The sequence below is a fragment of the Cyanobium sp. ATX 6E8 genome, assembly GCF_024346335.1.
GTDB lineage: Bacteria > Cyanobacteriota > Cyanobacteriia > PCC-6307 > Cyanobiaceae > Cyanobium_A.
The window spans coordinates 20,938-38,114 of the sequence record NZ_JAGQCT010000010.1 but is presented as its reverse complement, the minus strand read 5'-3'; the positions used below and the strand labels follow the sequence as shown (position 1 = coordinate 38,114).

The following is a 17,177-nucleotide window of genomic DNA, read 5'->3' as shown; positions in this document are numbered from 1 at the left end:
GTTGGCATGGCGGAATCAAAGGCTGACGCGCAGGTCGCTCCGGAGCTCTACATCAACCGCGAGCTCAGCTGGCTGGAGTTCAACTCCCGGGTGTTGGCCCAGGCCCTCGACGAGCACACCCCGCTGCTGGAGCAGGCGAAATTCAGCGCCATCTTCAGCAACAACCTCGATGAATTCTTCATGGTGCGGGTGGCTTCGCTGAAGTCGCAAATTGAAGCGGGCGTCAGCACCCTCAGCGACGACGGCCTCACCGCCCAGCAACAGCTCCAGGCGATTCGCGCCAAGCTGCGGCCGCTGCTGGAGATGCAGCAGAAGCACTACCGCCACTCACTCAAAACCCATCTCGCCGACTACGGCGTTCACCTGATCGACTACGCCAACCTCAACGGCGATCAACGTGAGTGGCTGGACAGCTATTTCCAGAACGCCATCTTTCCAGTCCTGACCCCCCTGGCGGTGGATCCCTCCCACCCCTTCCCGTTCATCAGCAACCTGAGCCTCAACGTGGCCGCCCTGGTGCGCGACCCCGACTCTGGCCAACAGGAATTCGCCCGGGTCAAGGTGCCGCAGAAAAACCTGCCCCGCATCGTCCAGATCCCGCCCAACCTCAGCGGCAAACAACCCGAGCCCGTGTACACGGCCGTACCGCTCGAGCAGGTGGTGGCCTTCAACCTGGGCCTGCTGTTTCCGGGCATGCACGTGGAGGGGCACTTCTTCTTCCGTGTCACCCGCGATGCCGACCTCGAACTGCGCGACCTCGAGGCCGACGACCTGATGGAGGCCCTGGAGGAGGGCCTGCGCAAACGCCGCCGCGGCGGCGAAGTGGTGCGCCTGGAGGTGGCCGATGAGATGCCCGAAGCGGTGGTGCAGCTGCTGATGGAGGGCACCGCCGTGGAAGCCGAAGACGTCTACCGGATCAACGGCCCCCTGGGCCTCGACGACTTGATGAGCCTGTTGGCCATCCCCTTGCCCCAGCTCAAGGAAAAACCCCACAAGGGCCGCACCAGCCCAGCCCTGGCGCGCACCCAGAAGGGCCAGCTGGAAGACGGCTCGATCAAGGCCGAGGAGTTTGAAAGCATCTTTTCGGTGATCCGCCGCGGCGATGTGCTGCTGCATCACCCCTACGACCTGTTTTCCACCTCCGTGGAGGAATTCCTCAACCAGGCCGCCGACGACCCCTCGGTGTTGGCCATCAAGATGACCCTCTACCGCACTTCCAAGGATTCGCCTGTGGTGGGGGCCCTGATCCGGGCCGCCGAAAACGGCAAGCAGGTGATGGCCCTGGTGGAACTGAAGGCCCGCTTCGACGAAGACAACAACATCCAGTGGGCCAAGCAGCTGGAGGCTTCAGGCGTGCACGTGGTGTATGGCGTGCTGGGCCTGAAAACCCACACCAAAATCCTGCTGGTGGTGCGCAAGGAAAAGGAGCGTCTCAACAGCTACGTGCACATCGGCACCGGCAACTACAACTCCAAAACCTCCAGCCTCTACACCGACATCGGTCTGCTCACCGCAAGGCCGGAATTCGGCGCCGATCTGGTTGAGCTGTTCAACTACCTCACCGGCTTCTCCAAACAGCAGAGTTTCCGCCGGCTGTTGGTGGCGCCGGTCACCCTGCGCAACCGCATGGAGGGCCTGATCCGCCGCGAGATCGAGCACGCCCAGGCAGGCCGCGGCGGCCACATCCGGGCCAAGATGAATGCCCTGGTCGATCCGGCGATCATCGCCCTGCTCTACGAAGCCTCCCAAGCGGGGGTGACGATCGAACTGGTGGTGCGGGGCATGTGCAGCGTGCGGCCCAACCTGGAAGGGATCAGCGACAACATCAGCGTGGTGAGTGTGATCGGCCGCTTCCTCGAACACTCACGCCTGTTCTGGTTTGCCAATGGCGGCGAACCTGAAATGTTCATCGGTAGCGCCGACTGGATGTCTCGCAACCTGGACCGGCGGGTGGAAGCCGTTGCTCCCATCGAAGATCCACGGCTGCGGCATCAGCTTGAACAGGTGCTCGAGCTCTACCTTCAGGACACGGGTGCCTGGCACATGGACAGCCAGGGACATTTCAGTCAGCGTCAGCATGCTGGTGATCCAAACCTCGCTCAACAGCAAATGGTGCGTCGCTGGCGAGGCGGCTTGGCACCCGCCAACTGATGCTGCAAAAGCACAGGCATCCGTGCTAATCGGCAGCAAACCATACAGGAATTCTTCCAAATCAAACCGTTGCAGCATGCGTTGCAGTGCTACATTCCGGCCAAATCCAATACGGAGGCTTGGGTGTGGGGACGCCTTTGCAATCCGCTTCAGCCGTTGTTGACAACAACGGTTCGGAGCTTTCAGCAACGAAACTGGCAAAGGTGCGCGCAACCGGTCCCCGGGCCGGCGGACGTCTCAGTGCCGATTCGATTGGTTGGTATCTGAGCACCATTGGCCGTGTGCCCCTGCTCACGGCCGCGGAAGAAATCGAGCTGGCCCACCATGTGCAGGCCGGTAAACGGCTGCAAGAATTGCCCTCCGAAGAGATCACGCCCAAACACAAGCGCCAGCTGCGGATGGCCCAGCGGGCCCGCGACCGCATGATGGCGGCCAACCTGCGCCTGGTGGTAAGCGTTGCCAAGAAGTATCAAAACCAGGGGTTGGAACTGCTCGATCTGGTGCAGGAAGGGGCGATCGGCCTAGAGCGCGCCGTCGACAAGTTCGATCCGGCCATGGGCTACAAGTTTTCGACCTACGCCTACTGGTGGATCCGCCAGGGGATGACCCGGGCCATCGACAACAGTGCCCGCACAATCCGCCTGCCGATTCACATCAGCGAAAAGCTCTCGAAGATGCGGCGCATCAGCCGGGAGCTCTCCCACCGGCTCGGGCGCCAGCCCAACCGGCTGGAGCTGTCCCATGCCATGGACATGGCTCCCCAGGACCTCGAGGAGCTGATGGCCCAGAGCGCCCCCTGCGCCTCCCTGGATGCCCACGCCCGCGGCGATGAAGATCGCAGCACCCTGGGCGAACTGATCGCCGATCCGGCCAGCAACGAGCACATGGACTCGATGGACCGGCACATTCAGAAGGAGCACTTGGGCGCCTGGCTCTCGCAGCTGAATGACCGAGAGCAGAAAATCCTCAAGCTGCGGTTTGGGCTGGAGGGATCGGAGCCCCTCACCCTGGCGGAGATCGGCCGACTGATCAACGTGTCACGGGAGCGGGTGCGACAACTGGAAGCCAAAGCGATCATGAAATTGCGGCTGATGAGCAACGTTCAGCAGGCCGCCTGAGCCGATGGTGGGCGGATGGCCGCAGCAGCTGCTGGGTGTTGCGGCCATCACCAGCTGGCTGACCCTGCTGGTGATGGCCGCGCTGCAGGTGCGCCGCCGCTGGAACGGCCAGCGGGAATGGAGCCGCAAGCTGGTGCACATCGGCACCGGAGCCGTGGTGCCGATCGCCTGGGCCCTGGGCATCGACCGCCTGATCGCGGTGCCGGCGGCAGGCGTGATCACCCTGCTGGCCGCACTCAACCACCGCTTCCGGCTGCTGCCTGCCATTGAAGATGTCGGCCGCGCCAGCTACGGCACCATCGCCTACGGGGCCTCGATTACCCTGCTGTTGCTGCTGTTCTGGCCGCAGCAACCGGCTGCAGTCGCAGCGGGCGTTCTGGTGATGGCCGTGGGGGACGGCCTGGCCGGATTGGTAGGGCCGCTGGTGGCCTCCCCGAGCTGGCACATCTGGGGTCAGCGCAAATCAGTGGTGGGCACCACGGCCATGGCCCTGGGCAGCCTGGCGATGCTGCTGGTGGTGAGCCAACTGGCCCAGGCGGCAGGGCTGCCCCAACCGGCGCTGGGCGCCTTGCTGGCCATCGCCGCCGCAGCGGTGCTGCTGGAGCAGGCAGCCGTGCTGGGCCTCGACAACTTCACCGTGCCCTTGGCGGCTGGCTGGTTGTGGGCACGGCTCAGCTGAGCAGCAGGGGGCGGGCCGCCTGGGACTGCCGCACCGCTTCGGCCAACGTGTCGAGCACCGACCCGGTGGTGGCCAGATCGATGCAGGCATCGGTGATGCTCTGGCCATAGGTGAGCTGGGCAAGATCGGTGGGGATCTTCTGGTTGCCCGCCACCAGATGGCTCTCGAGCATCACCCCCATCACGTGGGTGGAACCCGCGCGCAGTTGCTCCGCAACCTGAACCGCCACCTCGCCCTGACGGCGGTAATCCTTGTTGGAGTTGCCATGGCTGCAATCCACCATCACCCGAGGCGGCAGGCCGGCTTTGGCCAGCTCAGCAGCGGCCTCCTCAACCGCCTCCGGGTGGTAGTTGGTACCGCGATTACCACCCCGTAAGACCAGATGGCCATCGGGGTTGCCCGTGGTGGTCACGATGGCGGCTTGACCGTCGTGGTTGATGCCAAGGAAATGGTGGGGCCGCGCCGCCGCCTCCATGGCATTGATGGCGGTGATGGCACTGCCGTCGGTGCCATTTTTGAAGCCGATCGGCATCGACAAACCCGAGGCCATCTCCCGGTGGGTCTGGCTTTCGGTGGTGCGGGCGCCGATGGCCGTCCAGCTGATCAGATCGGCGATGTATTGGGGCACCACCGGATCGAGCAGCTCGGTAGCCGCCGGCAGCCCCATCTCGGCTAAATGCAGCAGCAGGCCGCGGGCCACCCGCAGTCCCGTATTGATGTCGTAGCTGCCATCGAGGTGGGGGTCATTGATCAGGCCCTTCCAACCCACGGTGGTCCGGGGCTTCTCGAAGTACACCCGCATCACGATCTCGAGCGCATCCTGGAAGCGCTCTTGGGCCGCAGCAATGGCCGTGGCGTACTCCTTGGCCGCCGCCACGTCGTGCACCGAACAGGGCCCGACGATCACCAACAGCCGGGAATCACGGCCATGCAGGATCGCCTGAATCCGCTGGCGGGCCTGCTGCACGGTGGCCGCCGAGCGCTCCGTGATCGGCAATTCGCGATGCAACAGCGCCGGGGGCACCAGCGGCCTTGTTTCCACCACATGCAGGTCGGAGGTGGTGGTGGTGGTCATGGGCCTGATGCCGTTGAAACGGCGCCGCGCAGGGGTTTCCACCCTAGTCAGCAGCGATTGCGACCAAACGCTGGACCGGCCGCCAAGAACAATGGAAAGCAGATTGACGCGATCGGGCATGTCTGCAGCCAGCTTCCTCTCCAGCTACCGCGCCGCCGCGGCCGAGCGCGAGGCCCTGGGCATTCCGGCCCTGCCGCTCAGCGCTGAGCAGACCGCGGCCCTCACCGAGCTGCTGCAGGCCCCGCCCGCCGGCGAGGAATCCTTCCTGCTGCACCTGCTCTCCGAACGCATCCCCCCCGGCGTGGATGAAGCGGCCTATGTGAAAGCCGATTGGCTCAGCGCCGTGGCCCAGGCCAAAACCATCAGCCCCCTGGTGAGCCCCGTGGAGGCCGTGCGCCTGCTGGCCACGATGATCGGCGGCTACAACGTGGGCGCCCTGATCGCACTGCTAGCCAGCGCCGATGCCGCCATCGCCGAGGCGGCCGCCACAGGCCTGAGCCGCACCCTGCTGGTGTACGACGCTTACCACGATGTGCTGGAGCTGGCGGCCAGCAACCCCTACGCCCAGAGGGTGGTCGACAGCTGGGCCGCCGCTGAATGGTTCACCGCCAAGCCCGAGCTGCCGGCGGAGATCACCGTGACGGTGTTCAAGGTGGAGGGCGAAACCAACACCGACGACCTCTCGCCGGCCACCCACGCCACCACCCGCCCCGACATCCCCCTGCACGCCACGGCGATGCTGGAAACCCGCATGCCCGGCGGCCTGGAGCTGATCAAGGAGCTCAAAACCAAGGGCCACCCGGTGGCCTATGTGGGCGATGTGGTGGGCACGGGGAGCTCCCGCAAATCCGCCATCAACTCGGTGCTGTGGCACACCGGCACCGACATCCCCCACGTGCCCAACAAGCGCGGCGGCGGCGTGGTGCTCGGCGGCAAGATCGCGCCGATCTTCTTCAACACCGCCGAAGACTCCGGCGCCCTGCCGATCGAGTGCGACGTGAGCGCCCTCAACAGTGGCGATGTGATCACGATCCGCCCCTACGCCGGCACGATCGAGCGCGCCGCGGGCGAAGCGAATGCCGGGGAGATCGTGGCCCGCTTCGATCTCAAGCCCAGCACGATCACCGATGAGGTGCGCGCCGGCGGCCGCATCCCCCTGCTGATCGGCCGCTCTTTGACAGACAAGGTGCGCGCCCAGCTGGGCCTGCCCGCCAGCGACCTGTTCATCCGCCCCAGCGCCCCCGCCGACACCGGCAAGGGCTTCACCCTGGCCCAGAAGATGGTGGGCAAGGCCTGCGGCCTGAGCGGCGTGCGCCCCGGCACCAGCTGCGAGCCGCTGATGACCACCGTGGGCTCCCAAGACACCACCGGGCCGATGACCCGCGATGAGATGAAGGAGCTGGCCTGCCTGGGCTTCAGTGCCGATCTGGTGATGCAGAGCTTCTGCCACACCGCCGCCTATCCCAAGCCGGTGGATCTGAAAACCCACGCCGAACTGCCCGACTTCATGGCCTCGCGTGGCGGCGTGGCCCTGCGCCCCGGCGACGGCATCATCCACAGCTGGCTCAACCGCATGCTGCTGCCCGACACGGTGGGCACCGGCGGCGATAGCCACACCCGCTTCCCGCTGGGCATCTCCTTCCCCGCCGGCTCGGGCCTGGTGGCCTTCGCCGCCGCCATCGGCGCCATGCCGCTGGACATGCCCGAATCGGTGCTGGTGAAGTTCACAGGGAAGCTGCAGCCGGGCGTGACCCTGCGGGATGTGGTGAACGCGATCCCCTACGTGGCCATCCAGCAGGGGCTGCTCACGGTGGCCAAGGAGGGCAAGCAGAACGTGTTCAACGGCCGGATCATGGAGATCGAGGGGCTGCCCGATCTCAAGCTCGAGCAGGCGTTTGAACTCACCGACGCCACCGCCGAGCGCTCCTGCGCCGGCAGCACCATCAAGCTCTCGGTGGACACGGTGAGCGAATACCTGCGCAGCAACGTGGCGCTGCTGAAAAACATGATCGCCCGCGGCTACGGCGATGAGCGCACATTGGCGCGCCGCATCAAAGCGATGGAGGCCTGGTTGGCCAATCCGGTGCTGCTCGAGGCCGATGCCGATGCCGAGTATGCGGCGGTGATCGAGATCGATCTGGATGCGATCACCGAGCCGATCCTGGCCTGCCCCAACGACCCCGACAACGTCAAAACCCTGAGCGAGGTGGCGGGGGCGGCCATCGATGAGGTGTTCATCGGCTCCTGCATGACCAACATCGGCCACTACCGCGCCGCCGCCAACGTGCTCAAAGGCCAGGGCGAGAATGCCGCCCGCCTCTGGGTGTGCCCGCCCACCCGCATGGACGAGGAGATGCTGAAGAAAGAGGGCTACACCGCCGTCTTCGAAGCCGCCGGCTCCCGCATGGAGATGCCCGGCTGCTCGCTCTGCATGGGCAACCAGGCCCGGGTGGACGACAACACCACCGTGTTCTCCACCAGCACCCGCAACTTCAACAACCGGCTCGGCAATGGTGCCCAGGTGTACCTGGGCAGTGCTGAGCTGGCGGCGGTGTGCGCCCAGCTGGGCCGCATCCCCTCCAAGCAGGACTACCTGGCGATCGCGGCCGAGAAGATCGATCCTTACGGCGCCGAGCTCTACCGCTACCTCAACTTCGACCAGATCGAAGGCTTCGAGGATCAGGGCCGGGTGGTGAGCGCCGAAGACGAGGCGAAGGTGCTGACGGAGGTGTGAACTGTTGGGTGAGACGCTGGAGGTCCCCATCCGGCGTCTCACCTGAACCAGGAAACCCTGCTGTTTGAGCCCGCCCAGCCTGAGGCCGGGGCGCTGCGGACGGTGCTGGCCTTTCCCAGCACCTACACGGTGGGCATCACCAGCCTGGGCTACCAGGTGGTTTGGGCCACCCTGGCGCAACGAGCCGACGTGGATGTGCGCCGCCTATTCACCGACCAGGGCGACCCGCCGCACCGGATCTGTGATCTCTTTGGCCTGTCACTGAGCTGGGAGCTCGACGGCCCGGTGCTGCTGGATCTGCTAGAGCAGCAGCGCATTCCGATCTGGGCCAGCGAACGGGGCGACAGCGACCCGATCGTGTTCGGCGGTGGCCCCGTGCTCACGGCCAACCCCGAGCCCCTGGCACCCTTCTTCGATGTGGTGCTGCTGGGCGATGGCGAACTGCTGCTGCCCGCCTTTGTGGATGCGCTGCAACAGCACCGCGGCGCCCCGAGGGCCGAACGGCTGCGGCAGCTGGCCCAAGTGCCGGGCGTGTACGTGCCCAGCCTCTACGCCCCTCGCTACTCCAGCGAAGGCCAACTGCTGGCCGTAGAACCGATCGAACCGGGCATCCCAGCCACGGTGGCCAAGCAAACCTGGCGCGGCAACACCCTCAGCCATTCGGCCGTGATCACCCCGGAGGCGGCCTGGCCCTCGATCCACTTGGTGGAAGTGGTGCGCAGCTGCCCGGAGCTGTGCCGCTTCTGCCTGGCCAGCTACCTCACCCTGCCCTTCCGCACCCCCAGCCTCGATGACGGCCTGATCCCTGCGGTAGAGAAGGGGCTCACCGCCACCCAGCGGCTGGGCCTGCTGGGGGCCTCGGTGACCCAGCACCCCCAATTTGCCGACCTGCTGGCCTGGCTGGATCAGGATCGCTTCGAAGGCACCCGGGTGAGCGTGAGCTCAGTGCGGGCCGCCACGGTGACGCCCGAGCTGGGACGGATCCTGGCCAAGCGGGGCAGCAAGTCGCTCACGATCGCCATTGAGAGCGGCAGCGAACGGATGCGCCAGGTGGTGAACAAGAAGCTCGCCACCGAAGAGATCTACGCCGCCGCCTGCTACGCCAAAGAAGGCGGCCTCACCGGCTTGAAGCTCTACGGAATGGTGGGGTTGCCCACCGAGGAAGACACGGATGTGGTGGCCACCGCCGAACTGCTGCTGGCCCTGAAAAAAGCAACGCCGGGGCTGCGGCTCTCCCTGGGCGTGAGCAGCTTCGTGCCCAAGGCCCACACGCCGTTCCAGTGGCAGGGGGTGCGGCCCGAGGCCGACAAGCGCCTGAAGCTGCTGGCCAAGCGGCTCAAGCCCAAGGGCATCGAGCTGCGCCCTGAAAGCTACGGCTGGAGCGTGATCCAGGCACTGCTGTCGCGCAGCGACCGGCGCCTGGCCCCGGTGATCGCCGCCGCCAGGGGCCGTCACGAAAGCCTGGGGGGCTGGAAGCAGGCCTACCGGGCCGCAGTGGAGACCAGCCGCTCCGGACCCGAAGCTCCACCTCCCTGGGACGACGTGATCCACATCACCTGGAATCAAGATCGCGTCTTGCCCTGGGTGCACCTGGAAGGCCCCCTACCGACAGCCACCCTGGCCAAACACCGCAGCGAAGCCCTGGGCGAATCGCGCTGAAGCCCTACCCAGGCCTCAATCAAACACCGCCGTGCGGCCGCGATACACCATCACCTGACGGCAGAGGTGCAGCCGCAGGGCCCTTGCGAGAGCCAGGCGCTCGCAGTCGCGGCCCTTGCGGATCAGGTCGTCCACGTCGTCGCGGTGGCTCACATGCACCGTGGCCTGCTCGATGATCGGGCCGCCGTCGAGCTCTTCGGTCACGTAGTGGGCGGTGGCACCGATCAGCTTCACGCCCCGCTCCCAGGCGCGGTGATACGGCTGGGCGCCCTTGAAGGCCGGCAGGAAGGAGTGGTGGATGTTGATCACCTGGTGCCCCTGCATGCCCTCGCCGCGGAAGCGGGCCAGGAAGCTGGGACTGAGCACCTGCATGTATTTGGCCAGCACCACCAGCTCGATCTGGTGGTCAGCCAACAGCTGCAGTTGAGCCTGCTCGGCCTCTTCTTTGCTGCCAACGCTCATCGGCAGATGCACGTAGGTGGCACCGAAGCCCTCCGCCACCGCGCAAAGGTCGGGGTGGTTCGACACCACCAGCGGCACGGTCATCGGCAGCTCACCGGCCCGGGTGCGCCAGAGCAGGTCCACCAGGCAGTGATCCTGCTTGCTCACGAAGATCGCCACCCGCGGCAGCTCATCGGAGAAGTGCACCTGGCCCTCGCCGCCCAGCCGCTCGGCCAGAGCCGCCACCGCCGGCGCAATCGCCTCTCGAGGCAAGCCGAAGCCATCCAGCGCCCACTCAATACGGCTCAGAAACAGGCCGGCGCCCAGATCGGTGTGGTGGTCGGCATGACGGATGTTGCCGCCATTGGCCGCCACCCAGCCCGAGAGCTCGCTCACGAGGGCGGGGCGATCTGGGCAGATCACCTGAAGGATGGCGGTGGGTGCAGACATGGCCGCGCGCGACGTCAACTGCAGACGTAGCACCCGAGGTGTCGCCAACAGGTTGCGAGGGGCTACAGAGAGGGGCTTTGGGCCAGGGGGCACCGATACACTCAGCGCCACGAATCAGGTGTTGGTGATGGTGATGGCTTCTGCCCGGATCCCTGCGGTGATCTCTACGGCGACCGCTGCGCTCGCCCAGCAGCTGCGCCGCTTGGTGGTGCTTGCCATGGCGGCCGTGCTCTGCCTGGGCCTCACCGCCTGCGACGGCGGCCAGAGCAAAAAGCCCCCAACCATCAGCCCGGAGGACATGGCCCTGATCGAGCGGCAAGCCGAGGGCTTCCTGGCCGCTCGCAACCGCCTGCCCGAGCTGGCCGCCCTGGTGAATGACCGCAACTGGGTGTTCACCGCCAACCTGATCCACGGCCCCATGCAGGAGGTGGGCCGGGAGATGAGCTACATCAACCAGCGTCTGCTTCCCGCCGACCGCCCCGAAGCTGAACAGCGCGCAGCAGCTCTCAAAACCGCCCTGGCCCAGCTCGATGAGGCCGCCCGCCTCCAGGATGGCGACAAGCTGCGCAAGGCCTACATCAAAGTGGCCAGCGGCTTCGGCCTGTATGCCCAGGTGCTGCCCGCCCAGGTGCAGGAAGACCTGAAGCAGGTTTGATCCAACCGGGGGACCCACCCCGATCAGCCCGGCCCCGATCCGTTGTGGTTGTGGGTGCGGGTCTGGTGGGCCGGGCCTGTGCCTGGCAGCTCCAGCAGCGCGGCCACCAGGTGCAGCTGCTCGATCCCGGCCTGAACGGCAGCCCAGATCCCAACTCCGGCAGCTGGGCGGCCCTGGGGGTGCTGATGGCCCAGGTGTTTCACCGCAGTAGCGGCCGCGGCTGGCGCCTGCGCCAGCGCAGCCTGAGCCTCTGGGGCGACTGGCGCCAGCAGCTGGGAGCCCAGGGCTGGCCACTGGCCTGGCGACCGGGGCTGCTGCTGTTGGCCAGCGGCGCCGACGATCTGGAGCGCCAGCAACGCCTGGTGGCCAGCCGCCAGCGTCAGGGCCTGCCCTTGGAGCTCTGGGGCCAAACCCAGCTCGACGCCCTGGCACCGGCCCTGCCGGCAGGGGCCGTGGGCGGCCTCTATTCCCCCGCCGACGGCCAACTGGATCCGGCCACAGCCATGGCTGCCCTGCTGGCAGACGGGCTGCGGTTGGGCCTGCAGCCGATCTGCGATCGCGCCGAGCAGCTGGAACGGCATGCCGGCGGCTGGACGGTGCACACCAGCGGCGGCCAGACCCTGCGGGCCGATGCGGTGGTGGTGAGTGCCGGGGTGGCCAGTGCGGGCCTACTCGCATCCCTCGGCCACAACCAGCCCCAGGAGCCGGTGCTGGGCCAGGCGCTGGAACTGGAGCTGGCAGCCCCCACCAGCTGGGACACGCCTGGGCCCTGGCCCGGAGCCGTGGTGTGGCAAGGAGTCAACCTGGTGCCACAAACCAACATCGGCGATCCTGGCAGCGGGCGGCTGTGGCTGGGGGCAACCCTGGAGCCCGGCGATCAGGCCGATCCAGCCGCCCTGGCCCACCTGCGCGCGTTGGGCGGCGCGGCCCCCGCCTGGCTCGAGCAGGCCGCGGTCATCCGGCGCTGGCAAGGCCACCGAAGCCATCCGATCGGCCAACCCGCCCCACTGCTCGCCCAGCTGGAACCGGGCCTGCTGCTGGCCAGTGGCCACTACCGCAACGGCGTGCTGCTGGCCCCGGCCACGGCGGAGTGGGTGGCCGATCAACTGGAGCCCTAACCTGCCGGCGTGGCGCCTCAGCCACTGCCACCAACCCGTTTCGATCGCTCTCTCCATGGCCGTCGCCCGCTTTCGCCCCACCGCGCTCACCGGGGCCGTCTTCGGCGTGGCGGCTGTGGTCAGCCTGAGCAGCTGCGGTGGCAACGGCCCGACGCTCCAGGCCGCCGGAGCCAGTTTCCCGGCGGGTCTCTACCAGCGCTGGTTTGCCGATCTGGCCAACCAGGAAAAGATCCGCGTCAATTACCAGTCGGTGGGCTCAGGGGCTGGCGTGCGCCAGTTCCAAGCGGGCACCGTGGATTTCGCCGCCAGCGACAAACCCCTGGAGGCCAGCGAAGCCGCCGCCATCAAGCGCGGGGTGGTGCAACTGCCCCTTACCGCCGGCGCCATTGCCGTGGCTTACAACCTGCCCGGCTGCAACCTCAAGCTCAGCCAGACCCAGCTGGTGCAGATCTTTGAAGGCAAGATCAAAAACTTCCAGCAGCTGGGCTGCGCCAACCAGCCGATCCAGGTGGTGGTGCGCTCCGACGGCTCCGGCACCACCTACAACTTCACCAACTCCCTGGCCGCCTTCAGCCCCGGCTGGAAGCAGGGCCCCGGCGTCGGCAAATCGGTGAACTGGCCCACCGGTGTGGGCGCCAAGGGCAATGAGGGCGTCGCCGCCAGCCTGCTGCAAACCAAGGGCAGCCTCGGCTACGTGGAAGCAGCCTATGTACGGGGCGTGCTCCAAGCGGCCGCGATCGCCAACCGCTCGGGCGCCTACGCCCTGCCTGATGCCGCCAGCGCCAGCGAGGCGCTGGCCACGATCAACCTGGGGGCTGACCTCACCGGCAGCGATCCCAACCCCAGCGCCGGCTACCCGATCGTCACCTTCACCTGGGTGCTGCTCTACAAGACCGGCAACGGCGCCAAGCTGCCCGCCCTGCAGAGCACCTTCAACTACGCCCTCAGTGCCGCGGCCCAGCAGCAGGCTCCGGCCCTCGGCTACATCCCCCTGCCCGCGCCGGTGGTCACCAAGGTGAAAGCGGCCCTGGCCGGCGTGGGCGCCTGAAACCAGGGCTCTGGGTCACTTGCTCTCAGTGAACTCGGCGTCGATCACGTCGTCGCTGGCGGAACCGCTGCCCGCCTCGGCGCCCGCACCGTTGCCTCCGGGAGCAGCGCCGCCGGCTTCAGCACCCGCAGCCTGCTGATACACGGCAGCACCGGCGGCATAAAGGGCCTGCTGCAGGGTTTCGAGTTCCGACTTCATGGTGTCGAAGTCGTCCTTCTCAATCGCCTCCTTGAGCTTGACGGACAACGCCTCCACCTTGGCTTTGTCCTCAGCGCCCACCTTGTCGCCCAGTTCGCCGAGTTGCTTCTCAGCCTGGTAGACAAGGGTTTCGGCCTGGTTCTTGAGGTCGATTTTCTCGCGCTTCTCCTTATCGACCGCGGAGTTGGTTTCCGCGTCCTTCACCATCTTCTCCACCTCGTTTTCACTGAGGGTGGAAGCACCGGTGATGGAGATGCTCTGCTCCTTGCCGCTGCCCTTGTCCTTGGCGGTCACGCTGAGGATGCCGTTGGCGTCGATGTCGAAGGTGACTTCGATCTGCGGCACGCCGCGGGGGGCAGGGGGAATGCCGTCGAGGCGGAAGGTGCCGAGCGACTTGTTGTCGCTGGCCATTTCGCGTTCGCCCTGAAGCACGTGGATCTCCACGTTGGTCTGGCCGTCCACCGCCGTGGAGTAGGTCTCCGTTTTCTTGGTGGGAATCGTGGTGTTGCGGGTGATCATCTTGGTCATCACACCGCCCAGGGTCTCCACACCGAGGGAGAGCGGGGTGACATCGAGCAGCAGGATGTCCTTCACCTCACCGGCCAGCACACCGCCCTGAATGGCGGCGCCCACGGCCACCACTTCGTCGGGGTTAACGGTCTGGTTGGGGTCCTTGCCGGTGACGCGCTTGACCAGCTCCAGCACTGCCGGGATGCGGGTGGAGCCACCCACCATGACGATCTCATCGAGCTCGCCGGAGGAGAGCTTGGCGTCCTTGAGGGCCTGCTCCACCGGCACACGGCAGCGGTCGATCAGCTTGGAGGCCAGCTCTTCAAACTTGGCCCGGGTAAGGGTGAGGTCGAGGTGCTTGGGACCTTCAGGGGTTGCCGTGATGAACGGCAGGTTGATCTCGCTCTGGGTGGCACTGGAGAGCTCGATCTTGGCCTTCTCGGCAGCCTCGGTGAGGCGCTGCAGGGCTTGCTTGTCCTGGCGCAGGTCAATGCCCTCGTTGGCCTTGAAGCTGTCGGCCAGGTGATCCACGATCACCTTGTCGAAGTCGTCGCCGCCCAGGTGGGTGTCCCCGGAGGTGGAGAGCACCTCAAACACGCCATCGCCCACCTCCAGCACCGACACGTCGAAGGTGCCGCCGCCCAGGTCGAACACCAGGATGCGCTCGTTGCTCTTGCGGTCGAGGCCGTAGGCCAGAGCCGCCGCCGTGGGCTCGTTGATGATGCGCAGCACCTCAAGGCCGGCGATCTTGCCGGCGTCCTTGGTGGCCTGTCGCTGGGAGTCGTTGAAGTAGGCGGGCACGGTGATCACCGCCTGGGTGACCGTTTCACCGAGGTACTTGCCGGCATCTTCGGCCAGCTTGCGCAGCACTTGGGCGCTCACTTCCTCGGGGGCGAACTGCTTGTTCAGCACCGGGCACTTCACCTTCACATTGGCGCCGGCCTTCTCCACGCCATAGCTCACCTCTTTCGACTCTTCGTTCACCTCATCAACGCGACGGCCGATGAAGCGCTTCACCGAATAAAAGGTGTTTTCGGGGTTCATCACCGCCTGGCGCTTGGCGATCTGGCCCACCAGCTGATCCTGGTTTTTGGTGTAGGCCACCACCGAGGGGGTTGTGCGGAACCCTTCAGCGTTGGCGATCACCGTGGGCTTGCCGCCCTCCATCACGGCGACGCAGCTGTTCGTGGTGCCGAGGTCAATACCGACGACCTTGCCCATGGGTTACCACCTCCTTACGGTGAATGAATCGGACTGGATGCATCTTCAGCAGCTGGGGCCTTCCCAGGCGAGGTGTGGTTCCCGAACAGCCCCTGCCGCCAACGCTTTCGTCCATGCCCACGCCGATCTCCGGACACACCGCTCTGGCTGGAGTTCTTGGGGATCCGGTGCGCCATTCGCTCTCGCCGGCAATGCACAACGCCGCCCTGGCGGAGCTGGGCCTCGACTGGGTTTACCTGGCGCTGCCCGCGCCGGCGGAGGAGCTGGAAACGGTGGTGCGGGGGCTGGAGGCCCTGGATTGCCGCGGCCTCAACGTCACCCTGCCCCACAAGCAGGCCGTGGCCCGGCTGTGTCGCAGCCTTTCTCCCCTGGCCGAGCGGGTGGGGGCGGTGAACACCCTGGTGAGGCACCCCGAGGGCGGCTGGCTGGGGGATAACACCGATGTGACGGGCTTCCTGGCCCCCCTGCGAGCCAGCGGCAGCTCCTGGCACGGCCGGCGGGCCGTGGTGCTGGGCTGCGGCGGCAGCGCCCGGGCCGTGGTGGCCGCCCTGGTGGAGCTGGGCTGCGGCGCCATCACGGTGGCCGGCCGCAGCAGCGCCCGCCTGGAGGGCCTGCTGAGCCCCTGCCGCAGCTGGGCGCCGCAGGTGCAGGGGCTGGCCTGGGATTCACAAACCGAAAGCCTCCAACACGCCCTGGCCCAGGCTGATCTGGTGGTCAACACCACACCGGTGGGCATGGCATCAGCCACCAACCCAGAGGCGGCCCAGCAGAGCCCACTCACGCTGGCCGAGCTGGAGACACTCCGGCCCGGCAGCACCGTCTACGACCTGATCTACACGCCGCGGCCCACGGCCCTGCTGCAGGCGGCCAGCGCCCGGGGCTGCCACAGCCTCGATGGACTGGAGATGCTGGTGCAGCAGGGAGCAGCCGCCCTGCGCCTGTGGAGCGGCCTTGAAACGGTGCCCGTGGCCGCCATGCGAGCCGCAGCTCTGGCCCAGCTCGGCGGCGGCAACAGCCGCCCTTAGCCTTGGGGCCGCGGCAAGGTCCAAGCGATGCAGGCTCCACCGATATGGCAACGGCTACTGGCCGCCCTGGCCTACCTGCTGCCCTGGAGCGACGCCTTCCCCTTTGGCCGCGCCCTGTTTGGCCTGTTTCCGGCGCTGCAGTGGCTGGGGGTGCCGGTGCTGCCGGTGGCACTGCTGGAGCAGGTCGTGCCCTTTGGCGGCCTGGTGCTGTTCCTGGTGCTGTTCCTGGCGGTGGTGCGCAACAGCCAGGTGCCCTACCTGATCCGCTTCAACGTGCTGCAGGCGATCCTGATCGACATCGTGGTGGTGCTGGTCACCCTGGCCTTCCAGGTGCTGCAGCTGGGCGCCCTGGATTTCGTCGGCAAAACCCTCAGCAACACTGTGTTCATCGGCATCCTGGTGCTGGTGCTGTTCGCGATGATCCAGAACCTACGGGGCAAGGACGCCGACATCCCCAGCCTCTCTGAGGCAGTGCGGATGCAGCTGTAGGGTGGTTGATCCGTCGCTGGTGGGCGCCTGCCCGCTGGCCGCTGCCCCAAACCCTGAGGCGACACCTTCAAAGCGACCATGACGCAGCCCTATTACGAGACCATGTACATCCTTCGTCCGGACATTCCGGAGGAAGAGGTAGAAACCCATGTCGCCAAGTACCGCGACCTGGTGACTGAATCCGGTGGAGCAGTGCTCGATTGTCAGATGCGCGGCAAGCGCCGTCTCGCCTATTCGATCGCCAAGCACCGCGAAGGCATCTACGTGCAGCTCAACCACAATGGCGACGGCCAGCAGGTGGCACCCCTCGAGCGCGCCATGCGCCTGTCGGAAGATGTGATCCGCTACCTCACCGTCAAACAGGACGGCCCCATGCCGGCCCCACGCACCCTGCCTGGCGCCGTCAGCGAAGCAGCCCCCATGGAACCGGCCGCGGTTTGACCGCAGGGCATCCAGCCCTGCTTGTGCAAAGCCGGGCGTGACCGTAACCTCCATCCATGGAGTCGGATTGCAGTCCATCTGAATCGAATTTGCAGGCAGAGCCGACCACAACATCGGCTGCTGAGCATGGTGCCGGCCCCCTGATCCCTCCTCCACCGAAGTGGC

14 protein-coding genes are annotated in these 17,177 nt (G+C 66.6%); 11 read left to right on the top strand and 3 right to left on the bottom strand.

The features are described from left to right. The first annotated feature begins 6 nt into the window (after positions 1–6). The 3 genes from ppk1 to KBY70_RS09360 all read left to right on the top strand — a co-directional run bounded on the left by ppk1 (position 7) and on the right by KBY70_RS09360 (position 3,948). Entirely contained in the window at positions 7–2,151 is a 2,145-nt protein-coding gene (gene ppk1 / locus KBY70_RS09370) for a polyphosphate kinase 1 (protein ID WP_254988300.1), read from the top strand. Positions 2,152–2,345: 194 nt separating this feature from the next. Beyond that, positions 2,346–3,269: a sigma-70 family RNA polymerase sigma factor gene (locus KBY70_RS09365; protein ID WP_261356064.1), complete on the top strand. Its 924-nt coding sequence runs from the start codon at positions 2,346–2,348 to the stop codon at positions 3,267–3,269. Between the two features lie 4 nt (positions 3,270–3,273). Further along, positions 3,274–3,948, top strand: coding sequence for a diacylglycerol/polyprenol kinase family protein (locus KBY70_RS09360; RefSeq protein ID WP_254988298.1), 675 nt, complete (start codon positions 3,274–3,276; stop codon positions 3,946–3,948). Here KBY70_RS09360 and KBY70_RS09355 read toward each other — a convergent pair. Continuing rightward, positions 3,941–5,023 (bottom strand): 3-deoxy-7-phosphoheptulonate synthase, encoded by a 1,083-nt coding sequence (locus KBY70_RS09355; RefSeq protein WP_254988296.1) that lies wholly within the window; start codon positions 5,021–5,023, stop codon positions 3,941–3,943. The two genes, KBY70_RS09360 and KBY70_RS09355, sit on opposite strands and share 8 nt — an antisense overlap. Before the next feature lie 118 nt (positions 5,024–5,141). On the opposite strand from KBY70_RS09355, the gene acnB reads away from it, so the two are divergent. Next, positions 5,142–7,757 (top strand): bifunctional aconitate hydratase 2/2-methylisocitrate dehydratase, encoded by a 2,616-nt coding sequence (gene acnB, locus KBY70_RS09350; RefSeq protein ID WP_254988295.1) that lies wholly within the window; start codon positions 5,142–5,144, stop codon positions 7,755–7,757. 102 nt (positions 7,758–7,859) lie between these two features. Next, the gene (locus KBY70_RS09345; RefSeq protein WP_254988293.1) at positions 7,860–9,416 is read left to right on the top strand and encodes a B12-binding domain-containing radical SAM protein; all 1,557 of its coding nucleotides are present in this window, start codon (positions 7,860–7,862) and stop codon (positions 9,414–9,416) included. Positions 9,417–9,431: 15 nt separating this feature from the next. Here KBY70_RS09345 and purU read toward each other — a convergent pair whose 3' ends face one another. After that, the gene (purU, locus tag KBY70_RS09340; protein ID WP_254988292.1) at positions 9,432–10,307 is read right to left on the bottom strand and encodes a formyltetrahydrofolate deformylase; all 876 of its coding nucleotides are present in this window, start codon (positions 10,305–10,307) and stop codon (positions 9,432–9,434) included. Between the two features lie 133 nt (positions 10,308–10,440). Between purU and psbQ the strand changes: the two genes are divergently transcribed. From psbQ to pstS, 3 genes are read left to right on the top strand one after another with little or no spacing between them, the layout of a single operon-like run. Next, complete coding sequence (gene psbQ / locus KBY70_RS09335) at positions 10,441–10,962, top strand: photosystem II protein PsbQ (RefSeq protein WP_094559199.1); 522 nt, start codon at positions 10,441–10,443, stop codon at positions 10,960–10,962. 44 nt (positions 10,963–11,006) lie between these two features. Beyond that, entirely contained in the window at positions 11,007–12,080 is a 1,074-nt protein-coding gene (locus tag KBY70_RS09330) for an NAD(P)/FAD-dependent oxidoreductase (RefSeq protein ID WP_254988291.1), read from the top strand. A 55-nt stretch (positions 12,081–12,135) separates the two neighbouring features. Continuing rightward, positions 12,136–13,128, top strand: a complete 993-nt coding sequence (pstS, locus tag KBY70_RS09325; protein WP_094558938.1) for a phosphate ABC transporter substrate-binding protein PstS — start codon at positions 12,136–12,138, stop codon at positions 13,126–13,128. Positions 13,129–13,143: 15 nt separating this feature from the next. Here the strand turns inward: pstS and dnaK are convergent, their stop codons facing one another. Further along, positions 13,144–15,057 (bottom strand): molecular chaperone DnaK, encoded by a 1,914-nt coding sequence (dnaK, locus tag KBY70_RS09320; protein WP_254988290.1) that lies wholly within the window; start codon positions 15,055–15,057, stop codon positions 13,144–13,146. 113 nt (positions 15,058–15,170) lie between these two features. On the opposite strand from dnaK, the gene KBY70_RS09315 reads away from it, so the two are divergent. The 3 genes from KBY70_RS09315 (at position 15,171) to rpsF (ending at position 17,012) form a co-directional block, all read left to right on the top strand. Continuing rightward, positions 15,171–16,082 carry a shikimate dehydrogenase gene (locus KBY70_RS09315; protein WP_094558940.1) on the top strand — a complete coding sequence of 304 codons (912 nt, stop codon included), beginning with the start codon at positions 15,171–15,173 and terminating at the stop codon, positions 16,080–16,082. Positions 16,083–16,109: 27 nt separating this feature from the next. Next, complete coding sequence (locus KBY70_RS09310) at positions 16,110–16,571, top strand: Tic20 family protein (protein WP_094558941.1); 462 nt, start codon at positions 16,110–16,112, stop codon at positions 16,569–16,571. A 78-nt stretch (positions 16,572–16,649) separates the two neighbouring features. After that, positions 16,650–17,012: a 30S ribosomal protein S6 gene (gene rpsF / locus KBY70_RS09305; protein WP_254988287.1), complete on the top strand. Its 363-nt coding sequence runs from the start codon at positions 16,650–16,652 to the stop codon at positions 17,010–17,012. Positions 17,013–17,177 lie beyond the last annotated feature (165 nt).

What these genes read in the sequence shown, in the direction of transcription:
- KBY70_RS09360 (WP_254988298.1), top strand. Translation starts at nt 3,274, where the DNA reads ATGGTGGGCGGATGGCCGCAGCAGCTGCTGGGTGTTGCGGCCATCACC.
- purU (WP_254988292.1), bottom strand. Translation starts at nt 10,307, where the DNA reads ATGTCTGCACCCACCGCCATCCTTCAGGTGATCTGCCCAGATCGCCCC.
- KBY70_RS09315 (WP_094558940.1), top strand. Translation starts at nt 15,171, where the DNA reads ATGCCCACGCCGATCTCCGGACACACCGCTCTGGCTGGAGTTCTTGGG.
- ppk1 (WP_254988300.1), top strand. Translation starts at nt 7, where the DNA reads ATGGCGGAATCAAAGGCTGACGCGCAGGTCGCTCCGGAGCTCTACATC.
- acnB (WP_254988295.1), top strand. Translation starts at nt 5,142, where the DNA reads ATGTCTGCAGCCAGCTTCCTCTCCAGCTACCGCGCCGCCGCGGCCGAG.
- KBY70_RS09310 (WP_094558941.1), top strand. Translation starts at nt 16,110, where the DNA reads ATGCAGGCTCCACCGATATGGCAACGGCTACTGGCCGCCCTGGCCTAC.
- KBY70_RS09355 (WP_254988296.1), bottom strand. Translation starts at nt 5,023, where the DNA reads ATGACCACCACCACCACCTCCGACCTGCATGTGGTGGAAACAAGGCCG.
- rpsF (WP_254988287.1), top strand. Translation starts at nt 16,650, where the DNA reads ATGACGCAGCCCTATTACGAGACCATGTACATCCTTCGTCCGGACATT.
- pstS (WP_094558938.1), top strand. Translation starts at nt 12,136, where the DNA reads ATGGCCGTCGCCCGCTTTCGCCCCACCGCGCTCACCGGGGCCGTCTTC.
- dnaK (WP_254988290.1), bottom strand. Translation starts at nt 15,057, where the DNA reads ATGGGCAAGGTCGTCGGTATTGACCTCGGCACCACGAACAGCTGCGTC.
- psbQ (WP_094559199.1), top strand. Translation starts at nt 10,441, where the DNA reads ATGGCTTCTGCCCGGATCCCTGCGGTGATCTCTACGGCGACCGCTGCG.